12 protein-coding genes are annotated in these 16,584 nt (G+C 43.0%); 7 read left to right on the forward strand and 5 right to left on the reverse strand.

The annotated features are described in order from the left end of the window. Nucleotides 1–69: 69 nt before the first annotated feature. Together AAGG74_RS04640 and AAGG74_RS04645 are read right to left on the reverse strand one after the other, a co-directional pair. On the reverse strand, nt 70–714 hold the full coding sequence (locus AAGG74_RS04640; protein WP_258894750.1) for a hypothetical protein: 645 nt from the start codon (nt 712–714) through the stop codon (nt 70–72). An 815-nt stretch (nt 715–1,529) separates the two neighbouring features. Next, nucleotides 1,530–1,835: a DUF948 domain-containing protein gene (locus AAGG74_RS04645; protein WP_225493864.1), complete on the reverse strand. Its 306-nt coding sequence runs from the start codon at nt 1,833–1,835 to the stop codon at nt 1,530–1,532. A gap of 151 nt (nt 1,836–1,986) precedes the next feature. Between AAGG74_RS04645 and AAGG74_RS04650 the strand changes: the two genes are divergently transcribed. From AAGG74_RS04650 to proB, 4 genes are all read left to right on the forward strand, one after another. Then, complete coding sequence (locus AAGG74_RS04650; RefSeq protein WP_162102802.1) at nt 1,987–2,703, forward strand: 3-ketoacyl-ACP reductase; 717 nt, start codon at nt 1,987–1,989, stop codon at nt 2,701–2,703. A gap of 258 nt (nt 2,704–2,961) precedes the next feature. Continuing rightward, on the forward strand, nt 2,962–3,330 hold the full coding sequence (rtp, locus tag AAGG74_RS04655) for a replication termination protein (protein ID WP_162104228.1): 369 nt from the start codon (nt 2,962–2,964) through the stop codon (nt 3,328–3,330). 145 nt (nt 3,331–3,475) lie between these two features. Continuing rightward, entirely contained in the window at nt 3,476–4,369 is an 894-nt protein-coding gene (gene proC, locus AAGG74_RS04660; protein ID WP_429674672.1) for a pyrroline-5-carboxylate reductase, read from the forward strand. Continuing rightward, the gene (gene proB, locus AAGG74_RS04665; RefSeq protein ID WP_429674674.1) at nt 4,366–5,481 is read left to right on the forward strand and encodes a glutamate 5-kinase; all 1,116 of its coding nucleotides are present in this window, start codon (nt 4,366–4,368) and stop codon (nt 5,479–5,481) included. Before proC ends, proB begins: the two co-directional genes overlap by 4 nt. A 52-nt stretch (nt 5,482–5,533) precedes the next feature. Here the strand turns inward: proB and gltC are convergent, their stop codons facing one another. Next, on the reverse strand, nt 5,534–6,436 hold the full coding sequence (gene gltC / locus AAGG74_RS04670; RefSeq protein ID WP_162104225.1) for a glutamate biosynthesis transcriptional regulator GltC: 903 nt from the start codon (nt 6,434–6,436) through the stop codon (nt 5,534–5,536). Nucleotides 6,437–6,581: 145 nt separating this feature from the next. Here gltC and gltB point away from each other — a divergent pair, with 145 nt between their 5' ends. Together gltB and gltD are read left to right on the forward strand one after the other, a co-directional pair. Continuing rightward, entirely contained in the window at nt 6,582–11,144 is a 4,563-nt protein-coding gene (gltB, locus tag AAGG74_RS04675) for a glutamate synthase large subunit (protein ID WP_429674675.1), read from the forward strand. 16 nt (nt 11,145–11,160) lie between these two features. Next, on the forward strand, nt 11,161–12,642 hold the full coding sequence (gene gltD, locus AAGG74_RS04680) for a glutamate synthase small subunit (RefSeq protein WP_162104223.1): 1,482 nt from the start codon (nt 11,161–11,163) through the stop codon (nt 12,640–12,642). 55 nt (nt 12,643–12,697) lie between these two features. Here the strand turns inward: gltD and AAGG74_RS04685 are convergent, their stop codons facing one another. Continuing rightward, nucleotides 12,698–13,687 (reverse strand): zinc-binding dehydrogenase, encoded by a 990-nt coding sequence (locus tag AAGG74_RS04685; RefSeq protein WP_429674676.1) that lies wholly within the window; start codon nt 13,685–13,687, stop codon nt 12,698–12,700. A gap of 128 nt (nt 13,688–13,815) precedes the next feature. On the opposite strand from AAGG74_RS04685, the gene yofA reads away from it, so the two are divergent. Then, nucleotides 13,816–14,673, forward strand: coding sequence for a LysR family transcriptional regulator YofA (gene yofA / locus AAGG74_RS04690; protein WP_162104221.1), 858 nt, complete (start codon nt 13,816–13,818; stop codon nt 14,671–14,673). Nucleotides 14,674–14,756: 83 nt separating this feature from the next. Here yofA and ggt read toward each other — a convergent pair whose 3' ends face one another. After that, nucleotides 14,757–16,520, reverse strand: a complete 1,764-nt coding sequence (gene ggt / locus AAGG74_RS04695) for a gamma-glutamyltransferase (protein ID WP_429674677.1) — start codon at nt 16,518–16,520, stop codon at nt 14,757–14,759. Nucleotides 16,521–16,584 lie beyond the last annotated feature (64 nt).

The raw sequence follows: 16,584 nt of genomic DNA on the forward strand, positions 1-16,584 counted from the left end.
GCTGAAGAAAAGCCCGCCTGGCGGGCTTTTTGTTATAACTGTTGAAAAATTAGGCACAGTACGTATCAATCATTTTAACCCGCATACCTTTTTAGCGTTTATGCAATCAGATACAGTAACCCCAATAAGAGCCATCTCTGCGATAGCAATGGCAATAAGAGCTACACCGTCAGTTGCAAGAGCTGCCATAATTGTGAAAAACGCACTTGCTCCGAATAAAAGCCATTGCCACCAACTCATGGTATGCTTCAAGGATTGAAGGATCTTTGACACAAGACTTCCACCGCTCAATGCAATTTTAAGAACCAGCTTGACTGCTAAGCTCGCCGTTTCTTTGGCGGTTGTTGATTCAGCCAATCTGACAATATCAGCTTTTAATAATTGTTCCAATGGTTCTATGGCAGCACTAGCGGCTTTAATCGTCGCTCGATTGATGATGCTTCTGAATTCGCCAACCCCCAATGCCAAAAAGACACAGTCCAATCCGACCACACCCCACAAAAGTCCGCAATCTAGTGCGCTGCTATTTAGTCTTTGCGGTTGTATGGCGTCCACCTCATCCAGGTTGGTCCAATCTACATTTCCGCCATTTGTGTTGGCAAGAAGCTCTTGAAAGGTAGCAGATTGTATTTTTGCGTCATCAGGAAAGTGGCTTTTAAATTCTTCGAATTGTTTCTCTGTAATGTTTGGTTGGTCACCGGTCGTGGTCATCATTAAAACACTCCTTGTCCAACATATTTTCAGGAATATTTTGCGCAAGAGCTGAAGCATTTATTCAGTATATAGGTTTTAGAAAGAGAATGTGGTGCCTCATGTCAATTAATGTTGGGGGAGGTTTAATCGGTAAATTTGCATTATCTGATCATTGTTCCGCTAAAATTGCTCCGCTCGCTCAACCCGTTTCCAGATACAGATGTATAAAGCCATGAAGACAAAAAATTCGGGGATATGTGAGTCACAGAGCGCTTTGGCTGATCCGGTCCTGTCACCTATTTGAGCTTCTTAGAGAAGTGCCAAAAACACAGAAGCTTAGTATAAGAGATAGAGTATGGCTGGTCTGTATACGATATCATCGTTGGCTGAATGTAGACAGGATATTTGCTAGTGGGAAGCGGAATGAAAAGCTCTACCGGCACTTTAAATGTCTAAAAGCTGCATCAATCAAGCATAGTAATAAGGTACGTCATCAAATCGAACTGGAGGGGCCTGCTGCTTGTTTCGTGACTACAGCATTTTTTAAGACTCAAGACACCGATCTTGCCGCAGGCTTTCAATGATAACTTTGTACTGTTTTCATGTGGAGAAAACTAGAGTGCTTCCGGCAGTCACAATCGAGACGATCAGATTTGATCTCTGCATTAGGCGGGTAATAGTAGGTGCGAAATTCGTATTTCTGATGAAAATGAAATGTAAATACTTCGCAAGAAAATGCAGGTTCTCTTTAAGCAGCTGCGGCTTACAAACAAGTCCTCATTAAAAAACGATATCCCATTGTTCATTCTGGTCGTAACAACGGGATATCATTCTCTTTATCTGTGATGTAAATGTCCTGCCTGCCACACTTCTTTGACTGCTTGAGGAACTTCTTTCACTTCAACTGCTGTTTGTTTGATGACGTTTTTTTTCATTTGCACATCCTGCTGAATCCTCTTTTGTTTTTGCGTTAGCAGATCTGCTTCCATTTTTAATGCATCAACTTGTTTTTGCATTGCCTGTGTAACAGAGGTGATTTCCTTTAGTGCGGGATCTAATTTTTTCTTATTTTGAAGTACATTAATCCCTAAGAAAATAACTGAAACAGCCAATACTGCGATGCTGATATACACAATAACCATATGTTATTCACTCCTTTTCTTATGTCATTACCCTGTTTCCGCTTTTTTAACCAGAAGAATGATGTTCTTTCAGTTCGTTTGATTTGCGTATTGGACTTATTCTACTTATAATGTGATATCGTACATATGAAACAAAGAAAGGGTGCTTCAATTGCAAAATTTACAAAAGAAAACCGCTCTTATCACAGGCGGAGGCAGAGGGATCGGCCGTGCTACCGCTCTTGCGCTTGCGAAAGAAGGCGTGAATATCGGATTAATTGGCCGGACTGCGGCAAATGTTGAAAAAGTGGCTGAAGAAGTCAAAGCTCTTGGTGTAAAAGCAGCATTTGCCACTGCAGATGTAAAAAATGCCGAGGAGGTTAACCAAGCTGTAGCTCAAGTGAAGGAACAGCTTGGAGATATCGATATCCTCATTAATAACGCAGGCATCAGCAAATTTGGCGGTTTCTTAGATCTGTCTGCTGATGAATGGGAAAATATTATGCAAGTCAACCTAATGGGTGTGTACCATGTCACTCGCGCGGTGCTTCCAGAAATGATCGAACGCAAAGCCGGAGACATTATTAATATTTCATCTACAGCAGGCCAAAGAGGAGCAGCTGCGACAAGTGCTTACAGTGCATCTAAGTTTGCTGTTCTCGGATTAACTGAGTCTCTTATGCAAGAAGTGAGAAAACATAATATCAGAGTCAGCGCGTTAACACCAAGTACTGTCGCTAGTGATATGTCTATTGAATTGAACCTAACAGACGGTAATCCTGAAAAGGTCATGCAGCCAGAGGATCTTGCTGAATACATGGTGGCACAATTGAAATTAGATCCGCGAATTTTCATTAAAACAGCTGGATTATGGTCAACAAATCCGTAAAAATGAGAAGCTTGTCATGCGACAAGCTTTTTTTATTACCATTTAAATTGAAGAGAACGATAATAAAGGTTATAATAGAACTAAAAAAACTATATACTAAATGTTCATTTGATATTTTATTTTTCTGCTTTTCCTCTTATATGTAATGAATACAAGATAACTGGATATAACAGTCTTTAATATAAGAAGGAAAACAATAATATAAAATTGAATATTTAGTACATGGTGTTCTCAGTTATAAAGGAAGGAGTGCGTATCATGAAAGAAGAAAAAAGAAGTTCAACTGGTTTTTTAGTTAAACAGCGCGCATTTTTGAAGCTTTATATGATAACAATGACAGAGCAGGAGAGGCTCTACGGATTAAAGCTGCTTGAGGTGCTTCGGTCTGAATTTAAAGAGATTGGTTTTAAACCAAATCATACAGAAGTATATCGGTCTTTGCATGAGCTTCTTGATGACGGGATATTAAAGCAAATCAAAGTAAAAAAAGAAGGTGCCAAACTTCAGGAAGTCGTTCTCTATCAATTTAAAGATTACGAAGCTGCCAAACTATATAAAAAGCAGCTGAAAGTTGAGTTGGATCGCTGTAAAAACCTGATTGAAAAAGCGATTGCGGATAATTTTTAATAGAAACAAACACCCGCACAGCAATGTGCATCGGGTGTTTTTGTTCTGCAAGATACATATTTGTCGAAAAGAAACAATACACATCAGTGATGACCTTCACACTTGACATCATTTCCACAAGTGGTAACATTTTAAACGTGTGGAAATGCGAACAAAAAAGCGAACAAAGGAGATGTTACCGATCTTTGATCAAAAAAAAGTAGCTTTTATAGGAGCAGGATCTATGGCAGAAGGAATGATATCAGGTATCGTTCGTGCCAACAAAATCCCGAAGCAAAACATCTGCGTTACAAACCGCAGCAATACAGAGCGATTAGCGGAACTCGAACTTCAATATGGAATTAAAGGCGCCTCGCCGAACCAAATCCGTATTGAAGACATGGATGTGCTTATTTTGGCCATGAAGCCAAAAGACGCTGAAAGAGCTCTGTCATCATTAAAATCACGTATTCAACCCCATCAATTACTATTGTCGGTCCTTGCCGGCATAACAACCTCTTTTATTGAACAATCATTGCTTAATCAGCAGCCAGTTGTCAGGGTAATGCCCAATACCTCCAGTATGATCGGCGCATCTGCAACAGCCATTGCGCTGGGCAAGTATGTATCAGAAGATCAGCGGGAGCTGGCTGAATCATTGCTTGGATGCATGGGTGAAGTCTATACAATCCAAGAAAATCAAATGGACATATTCACCGGGATTGCGGGCAGCGGACCCGCGTATTTTTATTATTTAATGGAATTCATCGAAAAGACAGGTGAAGAGGCAGGCCTCGATAAACAATTATCTCGAAGCATCGGCGCGCAAACACTTTTAGGTGCCGCAAAAATGCTCATAGAAACAGGAGAACAGCCTGAAGTGTTAAGAGATCATATCACATCACCGAACGGAACAACAGCTGCAGGGCTGCACGCCTTGAAAAAGAGCGGCGGCGGAGAAGCGATTTCTCAAGCAATCACGCATGCTGCAAAGCGTTCAAAGGAAATCAGCAACGATATTGAAAAAACAACAGCCCTGCTATCAGGAGTGATCAAGTGACACCTGATACAAACATGCAAAGAGTCGTTGTGAAGATTGGAAGCAGTTCATTAACAAGCCTTCATGGAGAAATCAGCATCCGAAAATTAGAAGCGTTGGTCGATCAAGTTGTCAAACTCAAAGACGCAGGCTATGAAGTGATTTTAGTGTCGTCTGGCGCAGTGGCCGCTGGATATCGGAAGCTCGGGTTTATCCATAGACCGAAGAAGCTTCCGGAAAAACAAGCATCCGCCTCAATCGGCCAGGGCCTGCTGATGGAAGCTTATTCAAAGCTGTTTTTGGCACACGGCTATGTTGCTTCCCAAATTTTAATTACGAGAAGCGATTTTTCTGATGAATATCGTTATAATAATGTCCGGAATACAATGAGTGTACTCCTCGAACGCGGCATCATCCCGATTATCAACGAAAATGATACAGTTACTGTCAATCGGCTGAAGTTTGGCGACAATGATACGCTTGCAGCAAAAGTTGCGGGATTAATTGACGCAGATATGCTTGTGATTTTATCAGATATCGACGGACTATATGACGGCAATCCGCGTACAAATCCAGAAGCAAAGCGGATGAAGCGGGTAAGCGAGATAACGGCTGACATCGAAGCGTGTGCAGGTGACTCAGGCAGCGACATCGGTACTGGCGGCATGCGCTCTAAGCTTGACGCGTTTAAAATTGTAATGGCGTCTGGCATTAAAGGATTTCTTGGCCAGGCAGATGCAAGCGATATTTTGTATCAAGCCGTTCATGAAGAAGCGGAAGGCACTTACTTTGAAGCTGAGGGAACGCTTCCGTTAAATCAAAAGGAGCAGTGGATCGCTTTTAACTCCGGCCCGGAAGGCGAACTCATTTTATCAGATGATTATCCGCAAAAAATCACAAATGGCCAATCGAGTTTAGATCTGGATGGTGTACAGGAGATTAAAGGGAAATTCAAAAGCGGATCAGTTGTTCGGCTGATGGATTCACAAGGAGCAGAAATTGGGCTCGGAATCGTCAATTACTCTTCTGTACAGCTTCAAGAACCCAAAGAGAAGGAAGAGCTGAAAAACAAAACTGTGATAGATCAGGAAGCATTTGTTTGCCATGTGGATTTATCTTTGCCTGTAAAATAATTTTCAGTAAAAAAACCCGAAGCTTCTTTAAATAGAAGGTCGGGTTTATTCTTTATTGATACTGCTCTAGTTTAGAGAAGAATTGAATGACAAACTCATAAAAATCATTCGCAGACGGAGCAAGCTCTCTATTTTTCGGTTTGATGATTCCTACAGTTCGTTTTACCTGAGGAAACTCAATTGGAATTTTCACAGTGAAACGCGGTATCGTTTCAGCAAAAGTGCTTTCCGGCAGAAGGGTAACGCCCATTTCAGCGGACACCAAGCCTTTAATCGCATCCAAATCCTCACCTTCTGTAGAAACGAGAGGAGCAAAACCAGCTTGTTTGCAGGCGTCAATTGCCATTTTTCTAAGCACATATCCTTCCGGGAATAAAACAAATTGGTCGTTGCGCAAGTCGATTAAATGAATTGTTTTTTGTTTGGCTAACGGATGATTTAATGGAACAAGCGCGTAAATCTTTTCTGTGAATAATATGTTCCCTGTTATGTCAGGGAAATTCGTCGGCACCGGTCCTAATAAGGCCAGATCAATATCACGGTTTCTGACAGCTTCAATCAAAAATTTATAGGAGCCTTGACGCAGCAAAAATTCAACGTTCGGGTATTCTTCTTTAAATGCTGAAATGACAGTCGGCAAAAGCTGGCTGGCAAGACTTGTAGGAAAGCCGATCCTTACCGTTCCGCGATGGGGATCAAGATACTCATCAATTTGTTCTTTGGCATAATCGATGGCTTTCATCGCCGTTTTCACATGATGTAAAAATTCTTTTCCGATCGGCGTGAGTTTGATATTTCTCCCCTCACGCTCAAATAACGTCACATTTAATTCTTCTTCAAGATTTGCAATTTGCCTGCTGATTGCAGATTGGGCCACATGCAAATGATCAGCGGCTTCTGACACGTGTTCTCTTTCAGCTACTTCCATAAAATAACGCAGTTGGCGCAGCTCCATTTTTATCTCACATCCATCTATCTCATTTTGAGATTCTTTTGATCTAAATTATATATTGTTTATATCGTTTTGAAAACCTACAATGATTATAGAGTGTTAGATTTTATGACCGTTATTATCGGAAATTGATCGGGGGAGTGGAATTATGACATACAATCAAATGCCAAAAGCTCAAGGTCTCTACCGTCCTGAATTTGAACATGATGCATGCGGAATCGGCCTATATGCACACTTAAAGGGCAAACAAACGCACGACATCGTCAAACAAGGGCTTAAGATGCTTTGCCAGCTAGACCACAGAGGAGGCCAAGGCAGTGATCCGGATACAGGAGACGGAGCTGGCTTGCTGGTGCAAATCCCTGATGCTTTCTTTAGGAAAGAGTGTAAAGACATCAATCTGCCGGAAAAAGGGCGTTATGGGGTAGGAATGGTCTTTTTCTCACAGAAGGAAGATGAAAGAAAAAAAATCGAAAAGCACATTAATGCACTGATTGAAGAAGAAGGCCAAACCGTTCTTGGATGGAGAACTGTACCTATAAATGTCAGAAAAATCGGAACAGTGGCGCAAAAAAGCTGTCCATTTGTCCGTCAGGTATTTATCGGCGCAAGCTCGGACCTGAAGGACGATTTGTCTTTTGAACGAAAGTTGTATGTCATTCGTAAGCAGGCTGAAAACTGGGGAGTAACGGAAAGTTTTGATTTTTATTTTGCCAGTCTTTCAAGCCAGACCATTGTGTACAAAGGTCTGTTAACACCTGAACAGGTTGATGCTTTTTATTCTGATTTGCAGAATAAAGCATTCGTTTCTGCTTTTGCGCTTGTCCATTCACGTTTCAGCACCAATACATTCCCGACATGGGAAAGAGCGCATCCAAACCGTTATTTGGTTCATAACGGTGAAATCAATACCCTTCGCGGAAACATCAACTGGATGAGAGCGCGTGAGCAGCAATTTGTATCAGAAAGCTTCGGTGAGGACTTAAACAAGATTCTGCCGATTCTCAATGCTGACGGCAGTGACTCTTCCATTTTGGATAACGCATTTGAGTTTTTTGTGATGGCTGGACGCAAGCCGGCACATACAGCAATGATGCTTATTCCTGAACCATGGACAGAAAACACACATATGTCTAAGGAAAAAAGAGCGTTCTATGAATACCATAGTTCATTAATGGAACCGTGGGACGGACCGACAGCCATTTCTTTCACTGACGGAAAACAAATCGGTGCGGTCCTTGACCGGAATGGTCTTCGTCCGGCTCGTTATTATGTAACAAAAGATGATTATATTATTTTCTCATCTGAAGTAGGCGTGATTGAAGTGGAGCAGGAGAACATTTTATATAAAAACCGTCTCGAACCTGGAAAAATGCTTTTAATCGATCTGGAAGAAGGCCGGATTATTTCAGATGAAGAAGTCAAAACACAAATTGCGACTGAGTATCCATACCAAAAGTGGCTTGAAGAAGAGCTTGTCCAAGTAAATCCAGATCCTGAATCAAGAGAGGAAGAACAGTTTACAGATCTTCTTACTCGCCAGAAGGCATTCGGATACACATATGAAGATATTCAAAAATATTTAATCCCTGTCATTAAAGAAGGCAAAGATCCTCTCGGTTCAATGGGTAATGACGCGCCGCTTGCCGTTTTGTCAGACCGTGCGCAATCTCTGTTTAACTACTTTAAGCAGCTGTTTGCACAAGTAACGAACCCGCCGATCGATGCGATTCGTGAGCAGCTTGTGACATCAACGATGACCTGGCTCGGGGCAGAAGGCGATCTTCTCCACCCAAGTGAGCGAAACGTTCGCCGCATTAAACTGTATACACCTGTTTTATCCAATGAACAGTTCTACGCATTGAAAACGATTGTTCATCCTGATTTAAAAAGCCAAAAAATCGATGTGCTGTTTTCAGAGGATCTTGAACGCGGATTAAAGGATATGTTCACACAAGCAGAGAAAGCCGTCAATCATGGCGTAAGCTTGTTAATTTTATCAGATAAAAAGATGAACGAACGTCTGACACCAATTCCACCGCTACTGGCAGTCAGCGCGCTGCATCAGCATTTAATCCGCAAAGGGCTGCGTACAAAAGTCAGCATAATTGTGGAATCAGGCGAAGCGCGTGAAGTGCATCATTTTGCAGCTTTGATCGGTTATGGAGCGGATGCGATCAATCCTTATCTCGCTTATGCGACCTACAAGCAGGAAATTGATGAAGGCCGTTTGGATATCAGTTATGAAGAAGCAGTCAGCAAATATGGAAAAAGTATCACTGAAGGTGTCGTCAAAGTGATGTCCAAAATGGGAATTTCAACTGTTCAAAGTTACAGAGGCGCCCAAATCTTTGAGGCGATAGGCATCAGCCGAGATGTAATTGACCGCTATTTCACTGGTACAGCATCACAGCTCGGAGGCATCGACATCAAAACAATAGCGGAAGAAGCGCAGCACCGCCACCGAGAAGCGTATCAGGATGATTACAGCAAAACGCTTGAATCAGGAAGTGATTTTCAATGGAGAAACGGCGGTGAGCATCACGCGTTTAATCCGAAAACGATTCATACGCTGCAATGGGCGTGCCGCAGAAATGATTACAAGCTGTTTAAAAAATATACAAAAGCGGCAGATGAAGAACGTATCGGATTTTTACGGAACTTGTTTGCATTCGACGGAGACCGTAAGCCGCTGAAACTGGAGGAAGTCGAATCCGCTGAATCGATTGTCAAACGCTTTAAAACAGGTGCGATGTCGTTTGGATCCTTGAGTAAAGAAGCGCACGAAGCTTTAGCAATTGCTATGAACCGTCTTGGCGGAAAAAGCAACAGCGGTGAGGGCGGAGAAGATCCAAAACGTTTTGTTCCAGACGAAAATGGCGATGACCGAAGAAGTGCGATCAAACAAATTGCATCCGGACGTTTCGGTGTCAAAAGCCATTACCTCGTCAATGCAGATGAGCTGCAAATTAAAATGGCGCAAGGCGCGAAGCCGGGTGAAGGCGGACAGCTCCCTGGCAACAAGGTATATCCTTGGGTTGCTGATGTCCGCGGATCAACACCTGGTGTCGGATTAATCTCACCGCCGCCGCACCACGACATTTATTCGATTGAGGATTTGGCCCAGCTGATTCATGATTTAAAAAATGCCAACCGTGATGCAAGAATTAGCGTAAAGCTGGTGTCAAAGGCAGGTGTAGGCACAATCGCTGCAGGTGTTGCCAAAGCGACTGCAGATGTCATTGTAATCAGCGGCTACGACGGAGGTACAGGCGCTTCTCCAAAAACCAGTATTAAACATACAGGGCTTCCATGGGAGCTTGGTTTGGCAGAAGCTCATCAAACGTTAATGCTGAATGGGCTCCGCGACCGTGTTGTGTTAGAAACAGACGGAAAGCTTATGACGGGACGGGACGTTGTAATGGCTGCATTACTCGGAGCTGAAGAATTCGGTTTCGCAACGGCTCCGCTAGTTGTACTTGGCTGTGTCATGATGCGCGCCTGCCATTTAGATACATGTCCTGTCGGAGTAGCGACACAAAATCCAGAGCTTCGCAAAAAGTTCATGGGAGACCCTGATCACATTGTGAACTATATGCTGTTCATTGCTGAAGAAGTTCGTGAGTACATGGCTGCTTTAGGCTTCAAGACATTTGATGAAATGATCGGCCGCACTGACGCACTCAATGTGAGTGAACGGGCGAAGGCGCACTGGAAGGCAAGCCAGCTTGATTTGTCTACACTTCTTTATCAGCCTGAAGGCATACGGACATTTCAATCGCCGCAAAATCATAAAATTGATCAATCACTGGATGTCACAGCAATTCTTCCGGCCGTACAAAAAGCCATCGAGTCTGGAAAAGAAGCGGATATTTCAATTGAAATCAACAATACAAACCGTGTAGCCGGAACGATAACAGGCAGTGAAATTTCAAAACGCTATGGAGAAGAAGGGCTTCCAGAAGACACGATCAAGCTGCAGTTTACCGGATCAGCCGGACAAAGCTTTGGAGCCTTTGTTCCTAAAGGAATGACGCTTTATTTGGACGGAGACTCAAACGATTATGTCGGAAAAGGGCTTTCTGGCGGAAAAATCATCGTCAAGTCACCAGAAGGATTCAATTATGCTTCAGATGATAACGTCATTATCGGAAACGTGGCCTTCTACGGTGCGACAAGCGGTGAAGCATATATTAACGGACGTGCGGGTGAACGCTTTGCCGTTCGGAACAGCGGTGTAAATGTGGTTGTAGAAGGTATTGGCGACCACGGCTGTGAATACATGACTGGCGGAAGTGTGATCGTACTCGGTGATGTAGGCAAAAACTTCGCTGCAGGTATGTCCGGCGGGATCGCTTATGTTCTCACCGAAGATGTAAAGGCATTTAAACGTAAATGCAATCTTGAAATGATTTTATTTGAATCATTAAAGGATGAAAAAGAAATCCAGCACATTCACACAATGCTTGAAAAACATGCTGCCTATACAAACAGCGAAAAAGCAGCAAACCTGCTTGATCAGTGGGGAGACAGCGTGAAAAAATTCGTTAAAGTCATTCCGAAAAACTATAAACAAATGCTCGCAAGTATTGAAGAACAAAAAGCTGCAGGTTTATCAGATGAAGAAGCTGTCATGTACGCTTTTGAAGCTAATACAAAACCAAAGCAGAACACGGTATCATCAGGTCAAAAACAAGCGGTAGTACAGTAAGGAAGGGGAGAGGAATATGGGAAAACCAACTGGATTTATGGAGATCAAACGAGAAAAACCTGCTGAGCGGGACCCTCTCACTCGCTTAAAGGATTGGAAAGAATATTCTGCTCCTTTGTCAGAAGAAGCATCAAAACGGCAAGGAGCACGATGTATGGATTGCGGTACACCGTTTTGCCAAATCGGTGCAGACATTAACGGATTTACATCCGGCTGTCCGATTTACAACTTAATTCCTGAATGGAATGATCTTGTCTATCGAGGCAGATGGAAAGAAGCATTGGAGCGTCTTTTGAAAACAAACAATTTTCCTGAATTCACAGGGCGGGTATGTCCTGCTCCTTGTGAAGGATCATGTACATTAGCAATTTCAGATCCGGCCGTATCCATTAAAAATATTGAACGCACCATTATCGATAAAGGATTTGAGAATGGCTGGATTCAGCCTAGAATTCCTAAAAAACGAACTGGCAAAAACGTGGCTATCGTTGGATCAGGCCCGGCTGGACTGGCAAGTGCTGATCAGCTGAATCAAGCTGGGCATTCTGTCACTGTTTTTGAACGTGCAGACAGAGCGGGCGGCCTTTTAACTTACGGCATTCCAAACATGAAGCTTGAGAAAGGCATTGTAGAACGCCGAATTAAATTGTTGACGCAAGAAGGAATTGATTTTGTCACAAACACAGAAATCGGTGTTGATATTACAGCTGATGAGCTGAAGGAGCAATTTGATGCTGTGATTTTGTGTACAGGCGCGCAAAAACAGCGGGATCTATTAATTGAAGGGCGAGATTCAAAAGGAGTCCTTTACGCTATGGACTACCTGACACTTGCGACAAAAAGTTATTTAGATTCTAACTTTAAAGACAAGAAATTTATTGATGCCAAAGGGAAAGATGTCATCGTAATCGGGGGCGGCGACACGGGAGCCGACTGTGTAGCTACTGCACTGCGGCAAAAAGCTAAAAGTGTGCACCAATTCGGCAAACACCCGAAACTTCCGCCAGCCCGAACGAATGACAATCAGTGGCCTGAACAGCCGCATGTCTTTACGCTTGAATATGCGTATGAAGAAGCAGAAGCAAAATTCGGAAGAGATCCGAGAGAGTACTCCATTCAAACAAAAAAATTGGTAGCGGATAAAAACGGAAAGCTGAAAGAGCTTCATACCATCCAAATGGAAAAAGTGAAAAACGAGCATGGAAAATACGAGTTCCGCGAGCTGCCCGGAACGGAAAAAGTATGGCCTGCTCAGCTTGTCTTCATCGCGATCGGCTTTGAAGGCACAGAACAGCCGTTGCTGAAACAGTTCGGTGTTGATTCTGCAAACAACAAAATCAGTGCAGCATATGGGGATTATCAAACAAATATCGATGGCGTATTTGCCGCAGGGGATGCAAGAAGAGGTCAAAGCTTAATCGTATGGGCGATTAATGAAGGCCGTGAAGTGGCGCGCGAAGTGGATCGATATTTGATGGGGAGTTCAGTTCTTCCGTAAATAAAGGGGATTATCATATAAGAGAAACCGCCTGTATACCAGCCGGTTTCTTTTTTTATTCCATCATAATTCCGATGTTTCCAAACTGTCTGCCTTCCTGCATTCTCGTATATGCTTCAAACGCTTTTTCTAAAGGGTATGTGCGATCAATTACAGGGCGCAGCTGATGTTTTTCAACGAAAGCGAGCATATCGTAAAATTCCTCACAGCTTCCCATCGAGGTTCCCAATACATTGATCTGAGGAAAGAATAAAGAGCGCACCGGAAAATGGAGGTCGTCCCCTGAGCTTGCCCCAAAGCTGACAATACGCCCGTTCGGTTTAACATGGCGAAAGTATTCCGAAAAGAGGGCGGGTCCTATGCTGTCAAGAACAACATCAGCCTTTTCTCCCTGCAACTGTTCATCCCAATTGCTGTAGCTGTTAAAAGCATAATCAGCACCTAGATGGAGCGCTTTTTTTCTTTTCTCCTCACTGTGGGATGTCACGCTTACTGTCGCTCCGATCGCTTTAGCCATAAATAAAGCATAGGTGGCAACTCCGCTGCCGATTCCAGGAATCAAGAGATGATCACCTTTTTTCAATCGGGCTTTTGTAAACAAGGCTCGATATGCGGTTAAAGCGGATAAAGGCAAAACGCCTGCTTCTTTCCAGGATAAATACGAAGGCTTTTTGAAGGCATTTTGCGAAGGGATGATCACGTATTCAGCAAGCGTTCCGTCAGATGGTCCTCCCAATATATCCGGAACACGCGGTACATTCTCTGTCAAATCCCAGTTCAATGTCGGAAAAATGATGACTTCTGTTTGAACAGATACGTTTTTGACGCCTTCACCAACCTCTTCAATAATACCGGCACCGTCAGAACCTAGTATCAGATGAGGATCTCGTTCAGATTTGTTATTCATCAAAAACAGATCACGATGGTTTAGACCTGCAGATTTTAATTTTACTTTCACCTGTCCATATCCAGGCTTTTTTGATGGAACGTCTTGCAATGATAAGCCCTGAAGTCCTGCTTTTCCGTTGTGAATAATAGCTTTCATGCTGTCTGCCTCCTCATTGAATTGTAGTTTCATATCTTTACATATTTTACATAGCGGTTTTCTTCAAGTAAAATGAACAAAAATGATAGCTGATATCACTTTTAATCATAGCGAGAAGGTGAAAGCCCGTGGAAAGCAGAGATTTAAAGATTTTTCAGGCTGTTGCCCGTGAAGGAAACATAACGAAAGCAGCTCAAATGTTGAATTATGTTCAATCGAATGTGACAGCCAGAATTCATAACCTTGAAGAAGTTTTGAACATCAGGCTTTTTCATCGAACAAATCGCGGGGTCAAGCTGACCGCTGCCGGAGAAAATCTTTTACAATATGCTGATCAAGTGCTATCACTGCTAGATGAAGCTGAAAAATCGACACAGATGAGCAGGCATCCGAAAGGACCTTTACGGATCGGATCGCTAGAAACAACAGCGGTAACACATCTGCCTGAGCATGCGGCCTCCTTCCTCAGACGTTTTCCTGAAGTTGATTTATCAGTGAACACAGCTGATACGCACAATTTGATTCAACAGGTTCTAGATCATGATGTTGATGGCGCTTTTGTATACGGACCGGTTGAGCACACGGATATCAAACAAATTCCTGTTTTCCGTGATGAATTGGTTTTGATTTCATCACAGGAAGGAGCGGCGGAAGACATGCTTCGGCAGCCGATGCTCTTTTTTGGAGCTGGCTGTTCTCATCGTGCCAGAGTCAAAAGATTGCTGGAGGATGCAGGCATTCAAAATCCAAAAATCATAGAGTTTGGTACATTGGAAGCCATTATAAAAGGTGTTTCCGCTGGTTTGGGCACGGCGCTGCTTCCGAAGTCTGCAGTCGACTGCTCTGAACAACATACGAATGTATGGATTCATCAGCTGCCAGCAGCATATCAAGACTTAGAAATTGTATTTATATTTAGGAAAGACTTTTACATTACGAGTGCGTTTCAGAGATTTATGGATGAGATATGCGAATTGAAGAGATGAAGCCTGTTGTGCTGCGATCATCAGGTATAAAGGTCTGTATTCAAAAAAACTGTACTCGTGTGAACCGAGTACAGTTTTTCTTTTTATTTCCGCTTTAAATTAATACCGATTGCCGCGCCATTTCTGCTTGAATCAGCTACGCCTTTAAAGGTGCCGTTTTCATGGTCAATCGAAATACTTTGTACGTTTCCGATATCCACGGGGTTTTTGCCGAACTTGTGGCCCATGCCGTTTAGCTTACTAAGGATATCTTCAGGAACTCCATCTTCGTAACGATAAGAGCTCATGCTGTTTGTGTAAATTCTCGGCTCTTCAACTGCTGCTTTTAATTCCATGCCGTATTCGATGTGATAAAGAATGGTTTGCAAAACAGATGAAATAATGGTGGCCCCGCCAGGAGATCCAACAGTGAGAACAGGTTTGTCATCCTTAAATAAAATCGTCGGGGTCATGCTGCTTAAAGGCCGCTTGTTCGGCTGTACTTCGTTAGCTCCGCCTGGAATCGCATCAAAATCCGTTAGTTCATTATTTAAAATGACGCCGTAATCAGGGACCATAATACCGGTTCCGAATAGCTGTTCAATTGTCGTCGTATAGGACACAACATTTCCCCAGCGGTCAGCAACTGTAAAGTGGGTTGTTTGGCCTTCTGCTTTGTCTTCAGGCTGTTCGACTTGCTTATAGTTTGCAGATCCTTCTTGGTATTTCCAAGGATCACCGGCTTTCGGTTTTTTATTGACTTGATCTAAGCTGATTAATTGTTGGCGTTCTTTAATATAATCGGGGTGAAGCAGGCCTTTGAGAGGAACGTTTACAAATTCGGGATCACCCGCATAAGACGCGCGGTCGGCATAAGACAAATGCATCGTTTCAGCAAGCAGCTGATATTTTTCCCATGAGCGGACATCGTATTGTGAAAGGTTAAAATCATCAAGTGTTTTCAGCATTTGTAATAAGAAAATACCGCCAGAGCTTGGAGGAGGAGGAGTAGCGATTTGATAGCCATGATAGTCTCCCCAAATCGGTTCATCGATTGTAATGTCAAAATTTTCTAAATCCTTTTCTGTCATTGATCCGCCGAAATCCTGCACTGTGTCAGAAAGCGCTTTGGCAAATTTCCCTTCATAAAAAGCATCAGTGCCTTTTGAACGAATGAGCTTAAATGTTTTTGCCAAATCCTTTTGGATCAGTGTATCGCCTTCTTTAAGCGGCTTGCCATTTGGCAGAAATACATCTTTTGCAGCAGTCTGCGAGAGCTTTTCCTGATAATCAGAAATGGCGTCGGCCAACACCGAATCAATCGAAAAACCTTTTTCAGCGAGTTTAATAGAAGGGGTGATTAATTGCTTCATAGAACGGGTTCCCCATGTACTCAGGGCTTTCTCTAGTCCTTTCAGTGTACCCGGAACACCTACGGCAGTACCTTTTGTCACACGTTCAGAGAAAGGGATTGCTTTGCCGTCTTCATTGAGAAACATATCGGAGGTTGCACCTGCTGGCGCGCGTTCACGGCTGTCGATGATTGTTGTATCCTTTGTTTTTCCGTCATACACCATCATAAAACCGCCGCCGCCAATACCTGACATCATCGGCTCTGTTACGTTGAGTGCAAATTGAATGGCAACCGCCGCGTCAATGGCATTTCCTCCTTTTTTCAGTACATCAGCACCGATTTCTGAAGCGAGAGGATGTGCTGTGGCAACCATGCCATCTTTTCCAACATCTACTTGTTTGTACTCATCATAGCTTTTGGGCGGTTTTTTCGCTTCTGCATGAAAAGGGACACTTCCAGCGACTAACAGAACACTAAGCAGAGCTATTAAACAGACGTTCCACCTTCTTTTCATGTTCTCCCTCCTATATGAAGCTGTTATGTTACAATCTTAGCGTAAGAAAATTACAGCATTTTCA

The sequence above is a fragment of the Bacillus mexicanus genome (genome assembly GCF_050445615.1).
Classification (GTDB): Bacteria; Bacillota; Bacilli; order Bacillales; family Bacillaceae; genus Bacillus; species Bacillus mexicanus.